The sequence below is a fragment of the Citrobacter sp. W9 genome, assembly GCF_026719375.1.
Taxonomy (GTDB): Bacteria; Pseudomonadota; Gammaproteobacteria; order Enterobacterales; family Enterobacteriaceae; genus Citrobacter; species Citrobacter werkmanii.
In genome coordinates, this window is the sequence record NZ_JAPPTE010000020.1 from 33,347 (window position 1) to 52,439 (window position 19,093).

The 19,093-nt window shown below is 53.0% G+C and carries 18 protein-coding genes; 9 read left to right on the forward strand and 9 right to left on the reverse strand.

Annotation, left to right across the window (positions count from 1 at the left end; all coding sequences use genetic code 11):
- Positions 1–22 precede the first annotated feature (22 nt).
- Complete coding sequence (gene manX, locus OOJ59_RS22230) at positions 23–985, reverse strand: PTS mannose transporter subunit IIAB (protein WP_005122176.1); 963 nt, start codon at positions 983–985, stop codon at positions 23–25.
- A 313-nt stretch (positions 986–1,298) separates the two neighbouring features.
- On the opposite strand from manX, the gene OOJ59_RS28280 reads away from it, so the two are divergent.
- Together OOJ59_RS28280 and yoaE are read left to right on the forward strand one after the other, a co-directional pair.
- Positions 1,299–1,457, forward strand: coding sequence for a protein YoaL (locus OOJ59_RS28280; RefSeq protein ID WP_371924024.1), 159 nt, complete (start codon positions 1,299–1,301; stop codon positions 1,455–1,457).
- Complete coding sequence (yoaE, locus tag OOJ59_RS22235) at positions 1,445–3,004, forward strand: CNNM family cation transport protein YoaE (protein ID WP_087856066.1); 1,560 nt, start codon at positions 1,445–1,447, stop codon at positions 3,002–3,004. The genes OOJ59_RS28280 and yoaE overlap by 13 nt, the downstream gene beginning before the upstream one ends.
- A gap of 6 nt (positions 3,005–3,010) precedes the next feature.
- Here yoaE and OOJ59_RS22240 read toward each other — a convergent pair whose 3' ends face one another.
- The 4 genes from OOJ59_RS22240 to pabB all read right to left on the reverse strand — a co-directional run bounded on the left by OOJ59_RS22240 (position 3,011) and on the right by pabB (position 8,234).
- Entirely contained in the window at positions 3,011–4,612 is a 1,602-nt protein-coding gene (locus tag OOJ59_RS22240) for an EAL domain-containing protein (RefSeq protein WP_160955557.1), read from the reverse strand.
- 130 nt (positions 4,613–4,742) lie between these two features.
- Entirely contained in the window at positions 4,743–6,107 is a 1,365-nt protein-coding gene (gene sdaA / locus OOJ59_RS22245) for an L-serine ammonia-lyase (RefSeq protein ID WP_038641271.1), read from the reverse strand.
- A gap of 183 nt (positions 6,108–6,290) precedes the next feature.
- Entirely contained in the window at positions 6,291–6,869 is a 579-nt protein-coding gene (locus OOJ59_RS22250; RefSeq protein WP_160955558.1) for a CoA pyrophosphatase, read from the reverse strand.
- A gap of 3 nt (positions 6,870–6,872) precedes the next feature.
- Complete coding sequence (gene pabB / locus OOJ59_RS22255; RefSeq protein ID WP_160955559.1) at positions 6,873–8,234, reverse strand: aminodeoxychorismate synthase component 1; 1,362 nt, start codon at positions 8,232–8,234, stop codon at positions 6,873–6,875.
- An 83-nt stretch (positions 8,235–8,317) separates the two neighbouring features.
- Between pabB and OOJ59_RS22260 the strand changes: the two genes are divergently transcribed.
- Positions 8,318–8,497 carry a YoaH family protein gene (locus OOJ59_RS22260; RefSeq protein ID WP_003020986.1) on the forward strand — a complete coding sequence of 60 codons (180 nt, stop codon included), beginning with the start codon at positions 8,318–8,320 and terminating at the stop codon, positions 8,495–8,497.
- Between the two features lie 6 nt (positions 8,498–8,503).
- Here the strand turns inward: OOJ59_RS22260 and OOJ59_RS22265 are convergent, their stop codons facing one another.
- Entirely contained in the window at positions 8,504–8,848 is a 345-nt protein-coding gene (locus tag OOJ59_RS22265) for a RidA family protein (RefSeq protein WP_042307863.1), read from the reverse strand.
- Between the two features lie 140 nt (positions 8,849–8,988).
- On the opposite strand from OOJ59_RS22265, the gene OOJ59_RS22270 reads away from it, so the two are divergent.
- The 5 genes from OOJ59_RS22270 to rnd all read left to right on the forward strand — a co-directional run bounded on the left by OOJ59_RS22270 (position 8,989) and on the right by rnd (position 15,423).
- Positions 8,989–10,899 (forward strand): ATP-dependent DNA helicase, encoded by a 1,911-nt coding sequence (locus OOJ59_RS22270; protein ID WP_038641263.1) that lies wholly within the window; start codon positions 8,989–8,991, stop codon positions 10,897–10,899.
- Positions 10,900–10,957: 58 nt separating this feature from the next.
- Positions 10,958–11,653, forward strand: coding sequence for a tRNA (adenosine(37)-N6)-threonylcarbamoyltransferase complex dimerization subunit type 1 TsaB (gene tsaB / locus OOJ59_RS22275; protein ID WP_038641261.1), 696 nt, complete (start codon positions 10,958–10,960; stop codon positions 11,651–11,653).
- Between the two features lie 95 nt (positions 11,654–11,748).
- Positions 11,749–12,333 (forward strand): Slp family lipoprotein, encoded by a 585-nt coding sequence (locus OOJ59_RS22280; RefSeq protein ID WP_038641259.1) that lies wholly within the window; start codon positions 11,749–11,751, stop codon positions 12,331–12,333.
- Positions 12,334–12,537: 204 nt separating this feature from the next.
- Complete coding sequence (gene fadD / locus OOJ59_RS22285) at positions 12,538–14,223, forward strand: long-chain-fatty-acid--CoA ligase FadD (RefSeq protein WP_123261005.1); 1,686 nt, start codon at positions 12,538–12,540, stop codon at positions 14,221–14,223.
- A gap of 84 nt (positions 14,224–14,307) precedes the next feature.
- The gene (gene rnd / locus OOJ59_RS22290; RefSeq protein ID WP_160955560.1) at positions 14,308–15,423 is read left to right on the forward strand and encodes a ribonuclease D; all 1,116 of its coding nucleotides are present in this window, start codon (positions 14,308–14,310) and stop codon (positions 15,421–15,423) included.
- Between the two features lie 384 nt (positions 15,424–15,807).
- Here rnd and OOJ59_RS22295 read toward each other — a convergent pair whose 3' ends face one another.
- A complete protein-coding gene (locus OOJ59_RS22295) occupies positions 15,808–16,893 on the reverse strand; it encodes a tartrate dehydrogenase (RefSeq protein ID WP_160955561.1) in 1,086 nt (361 codons plus the stop codon).
- Between the two features lie 103 nt (positions 16,894–16,996).
- On the opposite strand from OOJ59_RS22295, the gene OOJ59_RS22300 reads away from it, so the two are divergent.
- On the forward strand, positions 16,997–17,914 hold the full coding sequence (locus OOJ59_RS22300) for a LysR family transcriptional regulator (protein WP_038641248.1): 918 nt from the start codon (positions 16,997–16,999) through the stop codon (positions 17,912–17,914).
- A gap of 86 nt (positions 17,915–18,000) precedes the next feature.
- Here OOJ59_RS22300 and minE read toward each other — a convergent pair whose 3' ends face one another.
- Both minE and minD read right to left on the reverse strand, forming a co-directional pair.
- Positions 18,001–18,267: a cell division topological specificity factor MinE gene (minE, locus tag OOJ59_RS22305; protein WP_003833739.1), complete on the reverse strand. Its 267-nt coding sequence runs from the start codon at positions 18,265–18,267 to the stop codon at positions 18,001–18,003.
- 3 nt (positions 18,268–18,270) lie between these two features.
- Positions 18,271–19,083: a septum site-determining protein MinD gene (minD, locus tag OOJ59_RS22310; RefSeq protein ID WP_038641246.1), complete on the reverse strand. Its 813-nt coding sequence runs from the start codon at positions 19,081–19,083 to the stop codon at positions 18,271–18,273.
- Positions 19,084–19,093 lie beyond the last annotated feature (10 nt).

Genomic DNA, 19,093 nt, shown 5'->3' on the forward strand with positions numbered 1-19,093 from the left:
AAACTAAGTAAATGCCAGGGAATTATTTCGCCTTGGCAATCAAATCCATCATTTTCAGTTTCTGATCGGTCGAAACTTTACGCGCTTCGAGCTCAATACCGCGTTCGTTGAGTTTTTTGAAGGCTTCGATGTCTTTTTCATCAACAGAAATTGCGTTGTTTACCTGTGTTTTACCCTGACGGAAAGCCATACCGCCAATGTTTACAGAGGTAATTTTCACACCACCTTCAACGATACGTTCCACATCGGTCGGGTTGGTGAACAACAGCATCACACGCTCGCCTGCATATTTCGGGTTGTTGTAGACGCGGATCATTTTCGCGACATCAACCACATGCGCCGTCACACCCGGAGGTGCTACCTGAGTCAGCAGCGTTTTACGCACGGTATCGGCGGCAACTTCATCGCTGACGACGATAATGCGCGTTACGTTGGTTTCTTTGGTCCAGCGAGTGGCTACCTGACCATGAATTAAACGGTCATCGATACGCGCCAGACCGATCTGCATATAATCGTTCGGGCCCATCGGTTTCGCCGGTGCTGCTGCTTTTGGTGCCGCAACGGGGGCAGGAGCGGCCTTTTCCACCGGTTTCGCTTTCAACGCTTTCACGCCTTCGCTACCGGTTTCAACGGCCAGTGCCACTAATTCATCAAAGCTCGGGTTGTCATCACGCGCCATGAAGGTTTCAACCAGCATGGGAATGTTCACACCGGCGATAACTTCGTAATGCTCTTTATCGACGACAATGCGGCTCGCAGCGTTAAACGGGCTGCCTCCCCATGTGTCAACGAGAAACAGCACGCCTTTACTGGTATCGAGTTTTGCCAACTGAGCGTTGTACTTTTCGATCAGCGTTTCGGCATTTTCGCCTGGAACGAAATCGATCCAGCCGACGTTTTCCTGCTCGCCTAACAGCATCTCTGCTGTCTTAAGTAACTGCTCTGCAGCCCAACCATGTGTGCCTATTACAATAGCAATGGTCACTTGCTACCTCCTTTATTATCGTTAACACATCAACGTAAAGATGTATTTGAATCGTCGTCCGCAATCGAATCGATTCAGATAAGGGTTACAAAGAAAAACCTATGATTTTCGTGAATTATTTTAGATATCGAAAAAAATATTTTATGTGATGAAGATCCGTAATTTAACTTCCGATGAAAAGAAATTTCGAAGGGTAAAATATCTCCGAAACAACTTATTGCAAAGGAAGGTAAATCTTTGCTAAAAACCGGTTGTCTCTGTTATGTTTAGCATCTGTTTAATTACTCAGGAGTATAGGGCAGTAGCCCACCATATGGATCGTCACCGACGTCATTTCACCCTCAGGCCGCTTTGCGCCTGTCAGATTGGCACTTTTTGCCACAAATTTTCTCTGCATAATGCTTTAACGCCTGAGATCCTCAGCGCGCAGTTTGGTCATTCCTTAAGCAGGAGCTTGTCATGGAATTATTAATGGACCCGCAGATTTGGGTGGGTTTGCTCACGCTTGTCGTTCTCGAAATTGTTCTGGGTATTGATAACCTGGTCTTCATTGCGATCCTGGCTGATAAGCTGCCGCCGAAACAGCGAGATAAAGCGCGTTTAATCGGTTTATCACTGGCACTGATTATGCGTCTGGGCTTGTTGTCCGTGATTTCGTGGATGGTGACGCTGACAAAGCCGCTGTTTACGGTAATGGACTATGCGTTCTCGGGGCGCGATCTGATAATGCTGCTGGGCGGTATCTTCCTCTTGTTCAAGGCAACGACAGAGCTGCATGAGCGGCTGGAAAACCGTGAACATGATACCGGGCAGACGAAAGGCTATGCGAGCTTTTGGGTTGTGGTGACGCAGATTGTCATCCTTGATGCGGTGTTCTCGCTGGATGCGGTGATTACTGCGGTCGGTATGGTCAACCATCTGCCGGTCATGATGGCGGCCGTCGTGATAGCTATGGCCGTGATGCTGCTGGCTTCCAAGCCGTTGACGCGATTTGTGAACCAGCATCCGACGGTGGTGGTGCTGTGTCTGAGCTTCCTGTTGATGATTGGTCTGAGTCTGGTTGCCGAAGGGTTTGGCTTCCACATTCCGAAAGGTTATCTGTATGCGGCGATTGGCTTCTCGATCATTATCGAGTTGTTTAACCAGATTGCCCGTCGTAACTTTATTCGCCACCAGTCGACCCTGCCGCTGCGTGCGCGAACTGCGGATGCAATCCTGCGTCTGATGGGCGGTAAACGTCAGGCCAGCGCGCAGATGGAATCCGACAATCCGGTACCTGTGCCCGTTCCGGAAGGCGCATTTGTGGAAGAAGAACGCTATATGATCAACGGCGTACTCTCCCTGGCCTCGCGTTCATTACGTGGCATTATGACGCCTCGTGGCGAGATTAGTTGGGTTGATGCGGACCTGAGCGTAGCGGAAATTCGCGAGCAATTGCTTTCGTCACCGCACAGCCTGTTCCCGGTATGTCGCGGTGAACTGGACGAAATTATCGGTATCGTCCGTGCCAAAGAACTGCTGGTGGCGCTGGAAGAGGGTGTGGATGTAGCGGCGATTGCCTCAGCCTCTCCGGCTATTGTGGTCCCGGAAACGCTGGACCCGATCAATCTGTTGGGCGTTCTGCGTCGTGCCCGCGGCAGTTTCGTGATCGTTACTAACGAATTTGGTGTCGTGCAGGGGCTGGTTACACCGCTGGACGTATTAGAAGCTATCGCCGGTGAGTTCCCCGATGCCGATGAAACGCCTGAAATTATTGCTGATGCGGGCGGCTGGTTGGTGAAAGGCGGAACCGACCTGCATGCATTGCAGCAGGCGCTGGACGTGGATACGCTGGTGGATGAAGACGAAGATATCGCGACGGTGGCAGGTTTAGTCATCGCGGCTAACGGTCATATTCCACGCGTCGGCGATGTTATCGAGGTTGCGCCGCTGAGTATTACGATTGTCGAAGCGAATGACTATCGTGTGGATTTAGTTCGCATTGTTAAAGAACAATCTGCTCACGATGAAGACGAGTAATCGGGTTTAGCGAAATGGCATAACGGGCATACTATGTCGCCCGTTATGCCGGGTGGGCGGCGGCGTGCTGCCCGCCAGCCATTTTGGAAAATCGCGTAGCGGCATTGGCTTCGCATACAGAAAACCTTGCAATAAATGTACACCGTGCCGGCGCAAATGCTGTGCCTGCGCCTGCGTTTCAACCCCTTCCGCCACCAGTTCGATATTCAGTCTTTTTCCCAGCGCGATGATGATGTCTGTAACGGTTGAGTTCACGGCATCGGTACCGATCGCAGAAGTAAATGATTTATCAATTTTTAGTACATCCGGGCGGAGTTTTTCCAGCCAGGAGAGCGAGCTGTTGCCGGTGCCAAAATCGTCAATCGCCAGTTTTACGCCAAGGCGATTTAGCTCTCGTACAACCCGATAATCCACATCCAGTAACGCATCACGTTCGGTAAGTTCGATGACTAACTGCTGAATGGGATGCTGGCTAAACCAATACTGGTTGAGATCTTTTAACAGCGTGCCATGGCGAAAATGGCTGGCGGCGACATTGATCCCGATATGAAACTGACTGCTCATGGGGAAGACGTGTCGTTGCTGAATGGTTTCTGCGATGACATGACGCGTCAGGGGCACGATCAGGTTGTGCTCCTCGGCGATGGGAATAAACACTTCGGGAGAGATCCAACCCTGACGCGGATTATTCCAGCGTAACAGGATTTCCACCCCCATGCATTGCTGCGTTTGCGCATTGAGCAGCGGCTGGCAGAACAGCTCGAATTCCCGGGCGGCAAGGGCCAGATTTATCTCCCAGGAGAAACTCATTCTGTTGGCGGTTGCCAGCCACGCCAGGTACCCCACTAACAGACTGAGGATCACCGCCAGCGGCAGTTGTGTTGGCAGATGTTTAATCGCCAGTTCACTGGCGCCCGGACCGGTAACGCTGATAGTAAACGGGAAATGCTGTGATGAGAGCTGGTAGCGTTTTTCATTCTTTAGTTCAGGTAGCGTATCGACAACACCTTGTCCGTAGAGCAGATGGCGATTGCCGACGCTTAAGCTGGCATGGGTGATCTGCGGCAGTTGTGGCTCAAGCAACATGGATGATAATAACTCAATGTTGACGATTTCCAGCACGCCATCTTCACCATCGGCAGAGGATGGATACCATTGTGTCAGAATCGGACTGCCTTTAATTATCGAATGGTCGGTTGATAACAGCAGTAGCGACTCCTGGCTTGGTAATTCAGGCTCCAGTCGACGAACAGGCTCATTGCGATAACCAAAAATGCTGGAGCAATACAGAATCCCATCTTTAACCAGGTTGACAGAGCGTACCGTTTGCAGCCTGGCAGCATGCTTGCTCAACGGTAAACGCGCGACTGAACAGGGGAGACCAATCAACGGCAACAGCACATCTCGTCCGGCCTGAAGGGGCAAAAGCACGTGATCCAACTCTTCAACCGCGTGGTTGGCAAAGGTTACGGTATTTCTATGATTTAAATTACGCTCCGAAATAAATCGGACCGTTAACGTGAGGATAAGCGTTACCAGGGCACATAGGGTGCAAACAAATAAGCGATTCCGACGATAGTTTTTAATGATCCGTTGTGCTGTATGCATGCGGGCCGCCCGATAAGCCGTTGGTCACAAAAGCCAAAAGCAACAGAGCAAGTGTAGTGGGGAAAATTACAGTAGACGAGGAAGGGGAGATAAATTCGCCCATCCGTCGCAGATGGGCGAAAATTAAGTATTAGTCACACTGAACTTTGATTGCCAGACCACCACGGGACGTTTCGCGGTATTTGGCGTTCATGTCTTTACCCGTTTCGTACATGGTCTCAATGACTTTATCCAGTGAAACGCGTGGCGCACTGGTTCGGCGCATTGCCATGCGTGCGGCATTGATAGCTTTTACGGAAGCAATGGCGTTACGTTCGATGCACGGAACCTGTACCTGACCGGCAACCGGGTCACAGGTTAAACCGAGGTTATGCTCCATACCGATTTCTGCCGCAACACACACCTGTTCAGGACTTGCACCCAGTAGCTCAGCCAGACCGGCAGCCGCCATAGAACAAGCCACGCCAACTTCACCCTGACAGCCGACTTCAGCACCGGAGATAGATGCGTTCATTTTGTACAGCGCGCCAATCGCGCCGGCCGCCAGGAAATAGCGGGTGTAGATATCCGGGCTGACGGACTCAATGAAATGATCGTAATAGGCCAGGACCGCAGGCACGATACCGCAGGCACCGTTAGTTGGCGCTGTGACAACGCGACCACCCGCGGCGTTTTCTTCGTTAACGGCCAGCGCAAACATGTTCACCCAGTCGATCACGTTCATCGGATCGTTGGAGAGCTTGTCGCTGGAGACCAACATACGACGCAGGGCAGAGGCGCGACGCGGAACGCGCAGCGGCCCAGGCAGGACGCCTTCGGTGTTCATCCCACGATCGATACAGGCCTGCATGGTTTGCCAGACGTTGCCAAAGTACTCTTCAATCTCTTTTTTGCTGTGCAGAGCAAGTTCGTTCTGCATCACCATGCCAGAGAGGGACAGGCCGGTGCTGTTGCAGTATTCCAGCATTTCAGTGGCGGATTTGAACGGATAAGGTACGCTGACCTCATTGGCGGTATCCTGACCAAAATGTTCTTCATCAACGATGAATCCACCGCCGATTGAGTAGTACGTTTTGCTGTAAATGACGGTTTCGCCATTATACGCATGGATCTGCATGCCGTTTTCATGCAGCGGCAGGTTGCCGTTATGAAAACGCATTCCATCATTCTGCGGGAAATCCACTTCGTGCTGACCCTGTGCAAGCAGCAGGCGTCCACGCGCTTCTACATCGCGGATAAATCCGGGAATGCTGTCAATGTTTACGGTAGCAGGCTCGTTGCCCGCCAGACCCATAATAATGGCGATATCGGTGTGGTGACCTTTACCCGTGAGCGACAGTGAACCATACACGTCGACGGCGACACGAGTAACGCTGTCCAGTAATCCTTTTTCGACCAGGTCATCGACGAACTGTTTACCCGCCTTCATAGGCCCTACGGTATGGGAAGATGAGGGACCAATCCCCACCTTAAACATGTCGAATAGACTAATCACGATAATACTCCTACAGGGCGACTGGGCTTTCCAGTAACGATGTTATAACTGCGCATAGTGTAAGAGGGAACGCGGCGATCGGCTTAACTATTCACATGAATTAAACTAATAGATAACCGCGGTTTTACTAATGTTGTGACCTGAGTTTCAAGTTGTCTATGGCGTGCGTAAAGATAAGTATAGTCAGGGCTTGACGCCAATTTGCAGAGCCAGCTCACGAATTATCCCGGCGGTCATTCCCCAGACGAAATATTGCTCATACCACGAAAGCCACACGCGATGAGAATCACCGCGACGATAAATATCGAGCGGATGGTAACGCCCCAAATGTAACGCCTGCGCCAGCGGCATTTCAAACACCGCGGAAACCTCATCTTCACTGGCGCGATACGGCAGATTAGGCGGGATAATGCCGACGACCGGGGTAACCTGGAAACCGGTGACGCTGTCGACCGGCGGCAGTACGCCGATCACCTCAACGCATGACGGCGGAATGGCCACTTCTTCATGCGCCTCGCGAAGGGCTGCGGCGATCAACGAGGCATCGGTGCTGTCCACCGCGCCGCCGGGAAAGGCGACCTGGCTGGCATGTTTGCGTAGATGAACGGATCGCTGGGTTAGCAGCAGCCCCGGCTGTGGTCGGCGGACGACGGGGATCAGTACGGCTGCCTGGCGCTGGTTTAACGCGGCATGGTTGACCTGCGGGCGCAGGAGTTGGAAGCGCGATAAAAAATCATCAAGCGTCAGGCTGCTGTATTCCACGTGTCAGTTCTCCAGTTGGTGCAAAATACGATTCACTTTATCAAATGTTTCCTGATACTCCGCGTCTTCCTGACTGTCCGCCACAATGCCGCCGCCTGCGGAACAATAAATGTGTCCGTTTGTGGCCGTCAGTGTGCGAATGGTGATGCTGGTGTCCATATTGCCGCAAAAGCTCAGGTAACCAATGCTGCCACACCAGGCATTACGTCGGTGCGGCTCCAGCTCATCTATAATTTCCATCGCCCGCACTTTCGGCGCGCCGGTAATGGAGCCGCCGGGGAAGGCGGCGCGCAGCAGGTCGGTAGCGTGCAAAGATTCCGGCAAACGTGCGGTAATGGTGCTGACTAAATGATGAACGGCAGGGAACGGCTCGACTACAAACAGCTCCGGAACCTGTACCGAACCCGGCACGGCAACGCGACCGATGTCATTGCGCATTAAATCGACGATCATCAGGTTTTCCGCACGATCCTTCGGTGAGTTCGCCAGCAGTTGGGCCTGCTCACGATCGGCATCAGCCTCTTCACGTCTTGGCAGCGTCCCTTTAATAGGACGCGTCTGGATGTGCTGGTTTTCCAACAGAATAAACCGTTCGGGTGAAAGGCTGAGGATTGCGCCTTCCTCAAGACGAATGAACGCGCTAAACGGCGCACGATTAGCGTGATTGAGTCGTACAAATGCCTGCCACTCATCGCCCTGATAATGCGCCTGAAAACGTTGAGCAAGGTTGACCTGATAACAGTCGCCGCTGTGCAGATAACTCTGGACCTGGCGAAATTTTTCGCCGTACTGGGCACGGCTCATATTGGACTGCCACGCCGAGGTTAATGTAAATGGCTCACGTTTTGATGATTGTTGCGCGTTGAGCCATTGCAGCCGCGCTTCGACATCGGTATGGCTGAGCAGGGATACGGTCTGCAGCTGATGATCGACAATCAGCGCCCAGTCGTAAATGCCGACGGCCATATCCGGCAGGGCAATATCGCGCGTGGCAATCGTGGGTAGCGATTCAAATCTTCTGCCAAGATCGTAGCCAAACAGACCTAACGCGCCGCCCTGAAACGGCAGATTGGGGTGATAGCTCGGGTGAATCCCCCGTGCGCTGAGCGCTGAATGTAATACCGTCATTGGGTCATCAAGCGTGCGTACAGTTGCGTGTCCGTCATAGACAACGGTTTCTTCTGCGCGCGTAACCAGCGTGGCGACGGGATCCGCCACCAGAATATCAAAACGGTTATGTGGATGGTCAGCATGACCCGAATGCAACAGCATCGCCCAGGGGAGATGGCTTAAGGTCGAAAAATAGCGTTCAGCGGCGTCCTGACGCCAGGGTAATGTGATTACTGCGGGAGATAACGTCTTCATCTGTCCTGACTCGTTGCTACTCTACTGGCTAACTGCCTGGTAGCATGAAATAATTAGCGCAGACAATTTAGCAGGAGTTAACAATGTTTGCAGGTTTACCTTCACTCAGTCATGAGCAGCAGCAAAAAGCGGTCGAGCGTATTCAGGAACTGATGTCGCAAGGGATGAGCAGCGGACAAGCGATTGCTCTGGTTGCTGAAGAGTTACGCGCCAGCCATACCGGCGAGCGGATCGTGGCGCGTTTCGAAGATGAAGACGAGTAACGTCGCTTACACCGCAGCGATAATCTTGATCTCAACTTTGTATTTCGGGTTCATCAACCCGGCCTGGACCGTACAACGTACCGGCGCGTGACCGGCGACGACCCACGCGTCCCAGGCTTTGTTCATCGCGGCAAAGTCACTTTTATCTGCCAGAAAAAGGGTGGCATCAAGAATACGTGACTTGTTGCTGCCCTGTTTTTCCAGAACTGCGTCAATTTGCGCCAGCGTATTCGCCGTTTGTTCAAAGGCGTCTGCATCCAGGTTTTCCGGTACACCGGTGTAATACAACGTGTTGTTATGGATAACCACGTCGGACCAACGCGCTTCGGCATCAATGCGCACAATTGTCATAAATCATTCCTCATTTACGTTTTTCATAATGGCTTCAGGTTGCGCCAAGACTGCCATAATGTTGTGCCTACGTCACCTCTTCAACTGGCGAAAGACCCGCTGGCCTGACATAATCCCTGTTCAAATGAACAGGGGGCAGTGTGACGGACGATTTTGCAGCAGACGGTCAGTTGGCTAAAGCGATACCGGGTTTTAAACCGCGTGAACCACAGCGGCAGATGGCCTTCGCCGTTAGCCATGCCATTGAAAAATCACAGCCGCTTGTTGTAGAAGCCGGAACCGGAACGGGTAAAACCTACGCTTATCTGGCACCTGCGTTGCGTGCGGGTAAAAAAGTCATCGTCTCTACTGGTTCGAAAGCATTGCAGGATCAGCTTTATAGCCGCGATCTCCCGACCGTCGCAAAGGCGCTGGAATTCACCGGCAAACTGGCGCTGCTGAAAGGGCGCTCCAACTATTTGTGTCTGGAACGCCTTGAACAGCAGGCGCTGGCGGGCGGCGACCTGCCGGTACAAACCTTAAGCGACGTCATTCTGCTGCGCTCCTGGTCAAATCAAACCCTTGATGGCGACATCAGTACCTGCGTCAGCGTGGCGGAAGATTCTCAGGCCTGGCCGCTGGTCACCAGCACCAACGACAATTGTCTGGGCAGCGACTGCCCGCTGTACAAAGAGTGTTTTGTCGTTAAAGCGCGTAAAAAAGCGATGGAGGCAGATGTGGTTGTGGTCAACCACCATCTGTTTCTCGCTGATATGGTGGTGAAAGAGAGCGGGTTTGGCGAACTGATCCCCGAAGCTGAAGTGATGATCTTCGATGAAGCGCATCAGCTACCGGATATCGCCAGCCAGTACTTTGGTCAATCGCTCTCCAGTCGTCAGTTGTTAGACCTGGCGAAAGACATCACCATTGCCTATCGCACCGAGCTGAAAGACACTCAGCAGTTGCAGAAGTGCGCCGATCGCCTGGCGCAAAGCGCGCAGGACTTCCGCCTGCAACTTGGCGAGCCGGGCTATCGCGGCAATCTGCGCGAACTGCTGGCTGACCAGCGTGTGCAGCGCGCGTTTTTGTTGCTCGATGACACGCTGGAGCTGTGTTACGACGTGGCGAAACTGTCTCTTGGACGTTCGGCGTTGTTGGATGCTGCGTTTGAGCGTGCCACGCTTTATCGCGCCCGTTTGAAGCGCCTGAAAGAGATTAACCAGCCAGGCTTCAGCTATTGGTATGAATGCACCTCCCGCCATTTCACTCTTGCGCTGACGCCGCTTACCGTGGCGGATAAATTCAAAGAAGTGATGGAACAAAAGCCGGGCTGTTGGATTTTTACCTCCGCGACGCTGTCGGTAAACGATGACCTTCATCATTTCACCGCGCGGCTGGGCATAGATGACGCCGAGTCGATGCTGTTGCCGAGTCCTTTTGATTACACGCGTCAGGCGCTGCTCTGCGTGCCGCGTAATCTCCCGCAAACCAACCAGCCGGGAGCCGCGCGCCAGTTAGCGTCAATGCTGCGTCCCATTATTGAAGCAAACAACGGTCGCTGCTTTATGCTGTGTACCTCACACGCGATGATGCGCGATCTGGCAGAACAATTCCGCGCCACCATGACGCTGCCGGTCCTGTTGCAGGGCGAAACCAGTAAAGGGCAACTGTTACAGCAGTTTGTCAGCGCAGGTAATGCGTTACTGGTTGCTACCAGCAGCTTCTGGGAAGGGGTAGACGTCCGTGGCGATACGCTGTCGCTGGTCATTATCGATAAACTGCCGTTCACTTCGCCGGATGACCCGCTGTTAAAAGCCCGGATGGAAGACTGTCGCCTGCGCGGCGGCGATCCCTTCGACGAGGTTCAACTCCCGGATGCAGTAATCACCCTGAAACAGGGCGTAGGACGACTGATTCGTGACGCAGACGATCGCGGCGTGCTGGTCATTTGCGACAACCGCCTGGTGATGCGACCCTACGGCGCTACCTTCCTGGCGAGTCTTCCGCCTGCGCCGCGCACGCGTGACATTGCGCGTGCTGTCCGTTTTCTTGCCATACCATCGACTGAGTAATTTGTTACGGAGTGTGGTAAGATGCGCGCCAAATTTATTGATCTGATCACAAACACCCATGCGAATTCTGGCTATCGATACCGCCACAGAGGCGTGCTCTGTTGCCCTGTGGAATGACGGTACTATCAAAGCTCATTTCGAGCTTTGCCCACGAGAACATACCCAACGAATTTTACCGATGGTCCAGGAGATCCTGGCCGCTGGCGAATTAGCCTTATCCGATATCGACGCCCTGGCGTTTGGTCGCGGCCCAGGCAGTTTCACCGGCGTACGCATCGGGATTGGCATTGCTCAGGGGTTGGCGTTAGGCGCGAATTTGCCGATGATCGGCGTCTCTACCCTGGCGACCATGGCGCAGGGGGCCTGGCGTAAGTCTGGCGCCACCCGCGTGCTTGCGGCGATTGATGCGCGAATGGGCGAGGTTTACTGGGCCGAATACCAGCGTGATGAAAATGGCATCTGGCGCGGTGAAGAAACCGAAGCTGTGTTAACGCCTGAACAAGTACATGAACGCTTGCTGCAACTGTCTGGCGAATGGGTCACTGTCGGAACTGGGTGGCCTGCCTGGCCTGAACTGGGTAAAGACAGCGGCCTGACGCTGAGCGATGGCGCTGTTCTGCTGCCGGCGGCTGAAGACATGCTGCCTGTCGCCACGCAATTGCTGGCTGCCGGTAAGACTGTGGCCGTTGAACATGCTGAACCGGTTTATTTACGTAACACCGTGGCGTGGAAGAAACTTCCCGGTAAAGAATGAATCTTAGTAGTACATCCCCGGTTAATTCGCGCAGTCGTCAGTGACCCGCATCGGTGAATTTTCCGGGGCAGGCGCTAAGAAGAGGGAGTCGCAATATGGCGGTGCAAAAGCAGGTAGTGAAAGGTGTGTTGGCGGGCGTATTGGCGTTAATGCTAAGCGGCTGCGTTACCATCCCGGATGCGATTAAAGGCTCAAGCCCTACGCCACAGCAGGATCTGGTGCGGGTGATGAATGCGCCGCAGCTTTATGTCGGACAGGAAGCGCGTTTCGGCGGCAAAGTGGTGGATATTCAGAACCAGCAGGGGAAATCCCGTCTGGAAATTGCCACGGTTCCTCTCGATAGCGGGGCGCGCCCCGTGCTGGGCGAAGCCTCTCGCGGACGAATTTTTGCCGATGTAAACGGCTTTCTCGACCCGGTGGATTTTCGTGGTCAACTGGTTACCGTCGTCGGTCCGATTAGCGGAACAGTGGACGGAAAAATTGGCAGTACGCCGTATAAATTCATGCTGATGCAGGTAACCGGTTATAAACGCTGGCATATTACTCAGCAGATTGTTATGCCGCCTCAGCCGATCGACCCCTGGTTCTACGGCGCGCGTGGCTGGCCTTACGGTGGCTACGGCGGATGGGGATGGTACAATCCCGGTCCGGCACAGGTTCAGACCATAGTAACTGAGTAACTCTTTGTTTTATTAGTAAAAGAAACAGCGGCTCGTCCGCTGTTTCTGCATTAATGTGGATATAAGAAAAATAAATAGTGACGTGCTTCGCAACCTTGTCGTTGTGTAATAAACAAACTGGTACGCTGAGTTAATATTATGTTAACAGTTTGTTTATTGCCTGGGGTTGTGATGACGACGAATATGCATTTTAGAGGTGATGTATTGAAAAAGGTTTGGCTTAACCGTTATCCCGCTGGTGTCCCTGCGGAGATCAATCCTGACCGTTATCAATCCCTGGTGGAACTCTTTGAACACTCAGTAAGGCGCTATGCCGATCAGCCCGCGTTTGTAAACATGGGGGAGGTGATGACCTTCCGCAAGCTTGAAGAGCGCAGCCGGGCGTTTGCGGCCTATTTGCAACAAGGGCTCGGGCTGAAAAAGGGCGATCGCGTCGCGCTGATGATGCCGAACCTGCTGCAATATCCGGTCGCCCTGTTTGGGATTTTACGTGCTGGCATGATCGTCGTGAACGTGAACCCCCTGTACACGCCTCGCGAGCTGGAACACCAGCTCAATGACAGCGGCGCGTCGGCGATTGTCATCGTGTCTAACTTTGCTCACACGCTGGAGAAGGTGGTCGATAAAACGTCGGTGCAACACGTGATCCTGACGCGTATGGGCGATCAACTTTCTACCGCCAAAGGGACGCTGGTTAACTTTGTCGTGAAGTACATTAAGCGCCTGGTGCCAAAATATCACCTGCCGGATGCCATCTCGTTTCGCAGTGCGCTGCAAAACGGTTATCGCATGCAGTATGTGAAGCCTGAAGTGGTGTCGGAAGATTTGGCGTTTCTGCAATATACCGGTGGGACAACCGGTGTGGCGAAAGGCGCGATGCTCACGCACCGCAACATGCTGGCTAACCTTGAGCAGGTTAACGCCACCTACGGACCGTTGCTGCATCCGGGTAAAGAGCTGGTGGTAACGGCCTTACCGCTGTATCACATTTTCGCGCTGACAATGAACTGCCTGCTGTTTATTGAGCTGGGCGGTCAAAACCTGCTGATTACGAATCCGCGCGATATTCCGGGACTGGTCAAAGAGCTGGCGAAATACCCCTTCACCGCAATGACTGGCGTCAACACGCTGTTTAACGCGCTGCTGAATAACAAAGAGTTCCAGCAACTGGATTTCTCCTCACTGCATCTTTCGGCAGGCGGCGGCATGCCGGTTCAACAGGCGGTGGCCGAGCGTTGGGTGAAGCTGACGGGTCAGTATCTGCTGGAAGGCTATGGCCTGACGGAGTGCGCTCCGCTGGTGAGCGTCAACCCTCACGATATCGACTACCACAGCGGCAGTATCGGTTTACCGGTTCCTTCCACCGAGGTCAAGCTGGTGGATGACGACGATAACGAAGTGCCGCCGGGAGAGCCGGGCGAACTGTGCGTGAAAGGTCCGCAGGTGATGCTGGGTTACTGGCAGCGACCGGATGCGACTGATGAAATCGTCAAAGACGGCTGGTTGCACACTGGCGATATTGCGGTGATGGATGATGAAGGCTTCCTGCGGATTGTCGATCGTAAGAAAGATATGATCCTGGTGTCCGGCTTTAACGTTTATCCGAATGAAATTGAAGACGTGGTGATGCAACATTCTGGCGTACAGGAAGTCGCTGCGGTTGGCGTTCCATCGGGCAGCAGCGGTGAGGCGGTAAAAATCTTCGTGGTGAAGAAAGATGCCTCATTAACCGAAGAAGCGCTGGTCACTTTTTGTCGTCGTCATCTGACGGGCTATAAAGTACCGAAGCTGGTGGAGTTTCGTGATGAGTTGCCAAAATCTAACGTTGGAAAGATTTTGCGACGAGAATTACGTGACGAAGCACGTGCCAAAGTGGACAATAAAGGCTGAGCGTTAAGTCAGCCAGCAGAAAACGCCGGGTAATCCGGCGTTTTTTTTGGCGTAAACCTAAGAGAGCACGATTTGAATTATCAAATGATCACTACGGACGACGCGTTGGCCACGCTGTGCGAAGCCGTCCGTGAATTTCCGGCGATAGCCCTGGATACCGAATTTGTTCGCACGCGTACCTATTATCCGCAGTTGGGGTTGATCCAGCTGTTTGATGGCAAACACGTTGCTCTGATTGACCCACAGGGGATCACTGACTGGTCGCCACTACGCGATATTTTACGTGATACGGCGATAACCAAGTTTCTGCATGCCAGTAGTGAAGATCTGGAGGTGTTTCTCAATGCCTTTGGTGAACTCCCTCAGCCGTTGATTGACACACAAATCCTCGCCGCTTTTTGCGGTCGTCCGCTGTCGTGGGGGTTTGCCGCGATGGTGGAAGAGTTTACTGGCATAGCCCTGGACAAAAGCGAATCCCGTACCGACTGGCTGGCCAGGCCGCTGACCGAGCGTCAGTGTGAATACGCGGCGGCTGACGTCTGGTATTTGTTACCGATCACCACAACGCTGATGGCTGAAACCGAAGCCAGCGGCTGGCTGCCCGCCGCGCTGGACGAATGTCGCTTAATGCAGCAGCGTCGCCAGGAGATTCTGGCGCCCGAGGATGCCTGGCGCGAGATCACCAATGCCTGGCAACTGCGTACCCGTCAGTTGGCCTGTCTGCAACTGCTTGCCGACTGGCGACTGCGTAAAGCGCGCGAGCGCGATCTGGCGGTAAACTTCGTGGTGCGTGAGGAACACTTATGGGCGGTGGCGCGTTATATGCCGGGTAGTCTGGGCGAACTGGACAGCCTGGGGCTTTCCGGCAGCGAAATTCGCTTCCACGGCAAGACGCTGATTTCCCTTGTCGAGAAAGCGCAGGCTTTACCGGAGGCGTCGCTGCCGCAACCGCTACTGAATCTGATGGATATGCCAGGCTACCGCAAGGCGTTCAAAGCCATTAAGGCGCTGGTTGCCGAAGTCAGTGCGGAGCAAAATCTCAGCGTCGAGCTGCTGGCTTCACGCCGCCAGATCAACCAGTTGCTCAACTGGCACTGGAAATTAAAGCCGCAGCAATCCCTGCCTGAGCTGATTTCCGGCTGGCGTGGCGAACTGATGGCTGAGCGTCTCAACGCGCTGTTGTTGGAGTATCCGCAGTAAGCAAGCTAAAAAGGGAGCCGGGTGCTTTAATGCTAGTCAGTTAGCGTCTCAGTATCAGAAAGCATCAACCAGTATTAGCGGAAGTAATGAACATGCAATATCAGAGAAAGGGTTCCGTTCACCTCATGTTCATCGTTTCTCTGAGACACTGATTCCTGTGAGCGTGTAAAGGGCGTTCTCCGCCACGCCCTTTACAATCCCGCCGGGAGCCTGGGTTGCAAGGGAGGAGGCGGTGAGCCTCCCTTGCCCGTTCACGGGTAACTGCGTTTCAAGAAATGACAGCGCTGAGGTGAACGGAATCCTGAGTAAGAATCACATGTTCTCCATACATGCTTAACTGATCGGTATTAGAGCCGGGTGCTCCCGTTTTTAATGGCACGAAGCTTAAAGGCGCAATGCCCGACTAATGGCCTCACCAACCTGCTGTGTGGTGGCGTTACCTTTCATATCTGGCGTTTTCGGGCCGCTGGCAATAACTTGCTCAATTGCCGCCAGAATGCCGTCGTGGGCGGCCTTATAGTTGGCATCACCGTGACCAAGGAAGTCGAGCATCATCGCGCCAGCCCAGATTGTCGCGATTGGGTTAGCGATATTTTTACCGTAGATATCGGGGGCTGAACCGTGTACCGGCTCGAACAGGGACGGGAAGGTGCGTTCCGGGTTTAAGTTGGCAGATGGCGCAATGCCAATTGTACCGGTACAGGCCGGACCGAGATCGGAGAGAATATCGCCAAACAGATTGGAAGCGACCACGACGTCAAAACGTTCCGGCTGCATCACAAAGCGGGCGCAGAGAATATCAATATGCTGTTTATCCCAGCGGATCTCTGGATAGTTGGCCGCCATCGCTTCGACGCGCTCGTCCCAGTAGGGCATACTGATGGCAAGACCGTTTGATTTAGTCGCTGAGGTTAGCGTTTTGCGCGGGCGGCTTTGCGCCAGTTCAAAGGCGTAACGCAATATACGGTCGACACCACGACGGGTGAAAACCGACTCCTGGATCACCATCTCGTGTTCGGTACCTTCGCTCACGCGTCCGCCGAGGGAAGAGTACTCCCCCTCGGTGTTCTCACGCACGACGTAGAAATCAATGTCACCCGGCTGTTTGCCCGCCAGCGGACATGGGACGCCGGGAAACAGCCGCACCGGGCGCAGGTTAACGTACTGATCGAATTCGCGGCGAAACTTAAGCAGCGAACCCCATAGTGAAATGTGGTCCGGGACGGTGTCCGGCCAGCCCACGGCACCAAAATAGATAGCATCGAAGGATTGCAGCTGTTCACGCCAGTCATCCGGCATTATCTTGCCGTGATGGGCGTAGTATTCGCAACTGGCCCACTCTATTTGTTCAAAGTTAAGCGACAGGCCCCAGCGTTCGGCGGCTGCCTGTAACACATGAATGCCTTCAGGCAGGACTTCTTTACCAATGCCATCTCCGGGGATAGCGGCAATACGATAGGTTTTCTTCATAGCAGCTCTCACTTGTACGCCATCAAAATTGACTTTCCCCTCATCCTATAATTGACTGGACGATAGTTAATCCCCCTAACTGGTGAAACATAAAACACAGATCATGAATAATCTGCCGCTGTTAAATGATTTGCGCGTCTTTATGCTGGTTGCGCGCCGCGCGGGTTTTGCCGCCGTTGCCGAAGAGTTGGGCGTATCACCGGCTTATATCAGTAAGCGTGTAGCCCTCCTGGAGCAGACGCTGAACGTGGTGCTATTACACCGGACAACACGGCGGGTGACCATAACGGAAGAGGGGGAGCGGATATACGAATGGGCGCAGCGGATCCTGCATGATGTCGATCAGATGATGGACGAGCTGTCCGATGTCAGGCAGATCCCGCAAGGGATGTTACGTATTATCAGCAGTTTTGGTTTTGGCCGCCGGGTGGTGGCTCCTGCGTTGTCTGCGCTGGCGAAAGAGTACCCACAGCTGGAGCTGAGATTCGATGTTGAAGACCGTCTGGTGGACCTGGTGAATGAGGGCGTCGATCTCGATATTCGTATCGGGGATGATATCGCACCTAATCTGATTGCCCGTAAACTGGCGACTAACTATCGTATTCTTTGCGCCTCGCCGGAGTTTGTGGCGCAGCATGGAATGCCGAAGCAACTGAACGATCTCTCTACTTTTCCCTGTCTGGTCATTAAAGAGCGTGACCATCCGTTTGGTATCTGGCAAATGCGCAATAAAGAGGGGACTCACTCAATTAAAGTGACCGGACCTCTGTCATCTAATCATGGCGAAGTGGTGCATCAATGGTGTCTTGACGGCCAGGGAATTGCTCTGCGTTCGTGGTGGGATGTCTGTGGCAACATTGCCAGCGGACATCTGATACACATATTGCCTGAGTATTATCAACCAGCAAATATTTGGGCGGTTTATGTTTCACGCCTGGCGACGTCGGCAAAAATCCGTATTACCGTTGAGTATTTGCGCCGCTATTTTGCCGAAAACTACCCGAAGTTTACGTTGGAATAAATGTGTTGCAGATTGGCAAAGGACGAAAATTAAAAAAGGCAGAATAATCTGCCTTTTTTGCAACCATGACGCATTTACACAAAAGGTTATTTAGACTCTTCTGCTTCAGGTAATGTTACGTTCAGCTCGAGGATCGAAATATCGCCGTCTTTTTGTTCAAGCTGTACGGTGACCATTTCTGGATCAATTTGTACATACTTGCAGATAACGTCGAGAATATCCTTCCTTAGCTGCGGTAAATAATGTGGCTCGGCGTCACTACGACGACGTTCCGCAACAATAATCTGCAGTCGCTCTTTAGCGATGTTCGCTGTGCTCTTTTTCCGCGAGAGAAAAAAATCCAGTAATGCCATAACTTATCCTCCGAACAGGCGTTTGAGGAAACCTTTCTTCTCTTCTTCAATGAAGCGGAAAGGACGTTCTTCTCCCAACAGACGGTCTACGGTATCAGCATAGGCTTTACCGGCATCAGCATTGATGTCGAGAATAACCGGCTCACCCTGGTTAGACGCGCGCAGGACTGACTGATCTTCAGGAATCACGCCAACCAGCTTGATTCGCAGAATTTCCAGTACGTCTTCCATGCTCAGCATGTCACCTTTATTTACGCGGCCAGGGTTGTAGCGCGTAAGCAACAGATGCTCTTTAATCGGCTCTTCACCGTTTTCTGCACGGCGGGATTTCGACGCCAGAATACCCAGAATACGGTCTGAGTCGCGTACAGAAGAGACTTCCGGGTTTGTGGTGATGATGGCTTCATCAGCAAAATACAGGGCCATCAGCGCGCCGGTTTCGATACCCGCCGGGGAATCGCAGACGATGAAGTCAAAGTCCATCGCTTTCAGATCGTCCAGAACTTTTGCGACGCCTTCACGCGTCAGCGCGTCTTTATCGCGGGTCTGTGAGGCCGGAAGAATAAAGAGATTCTCGGTACGCTTATCTTTGATTAACGCCTGATTTAACGACGCATCGCCCTGAATAACGTTGACGAAGTCGTAAACGACGCGGCGTTCACAACCCATAATCAGATCAAGGTTACGCAGGCCGATATCAAAATCAATAACGACAGTTTTCTTTCCCTTCTGGGCCAAACCTGTAGCGATGGCCGCGCTGGAGGTGGTTTTGCCAACGCCCCCTTTACCCGAAGTAACAACAATAATGCGTGCCATAGAAATTCCT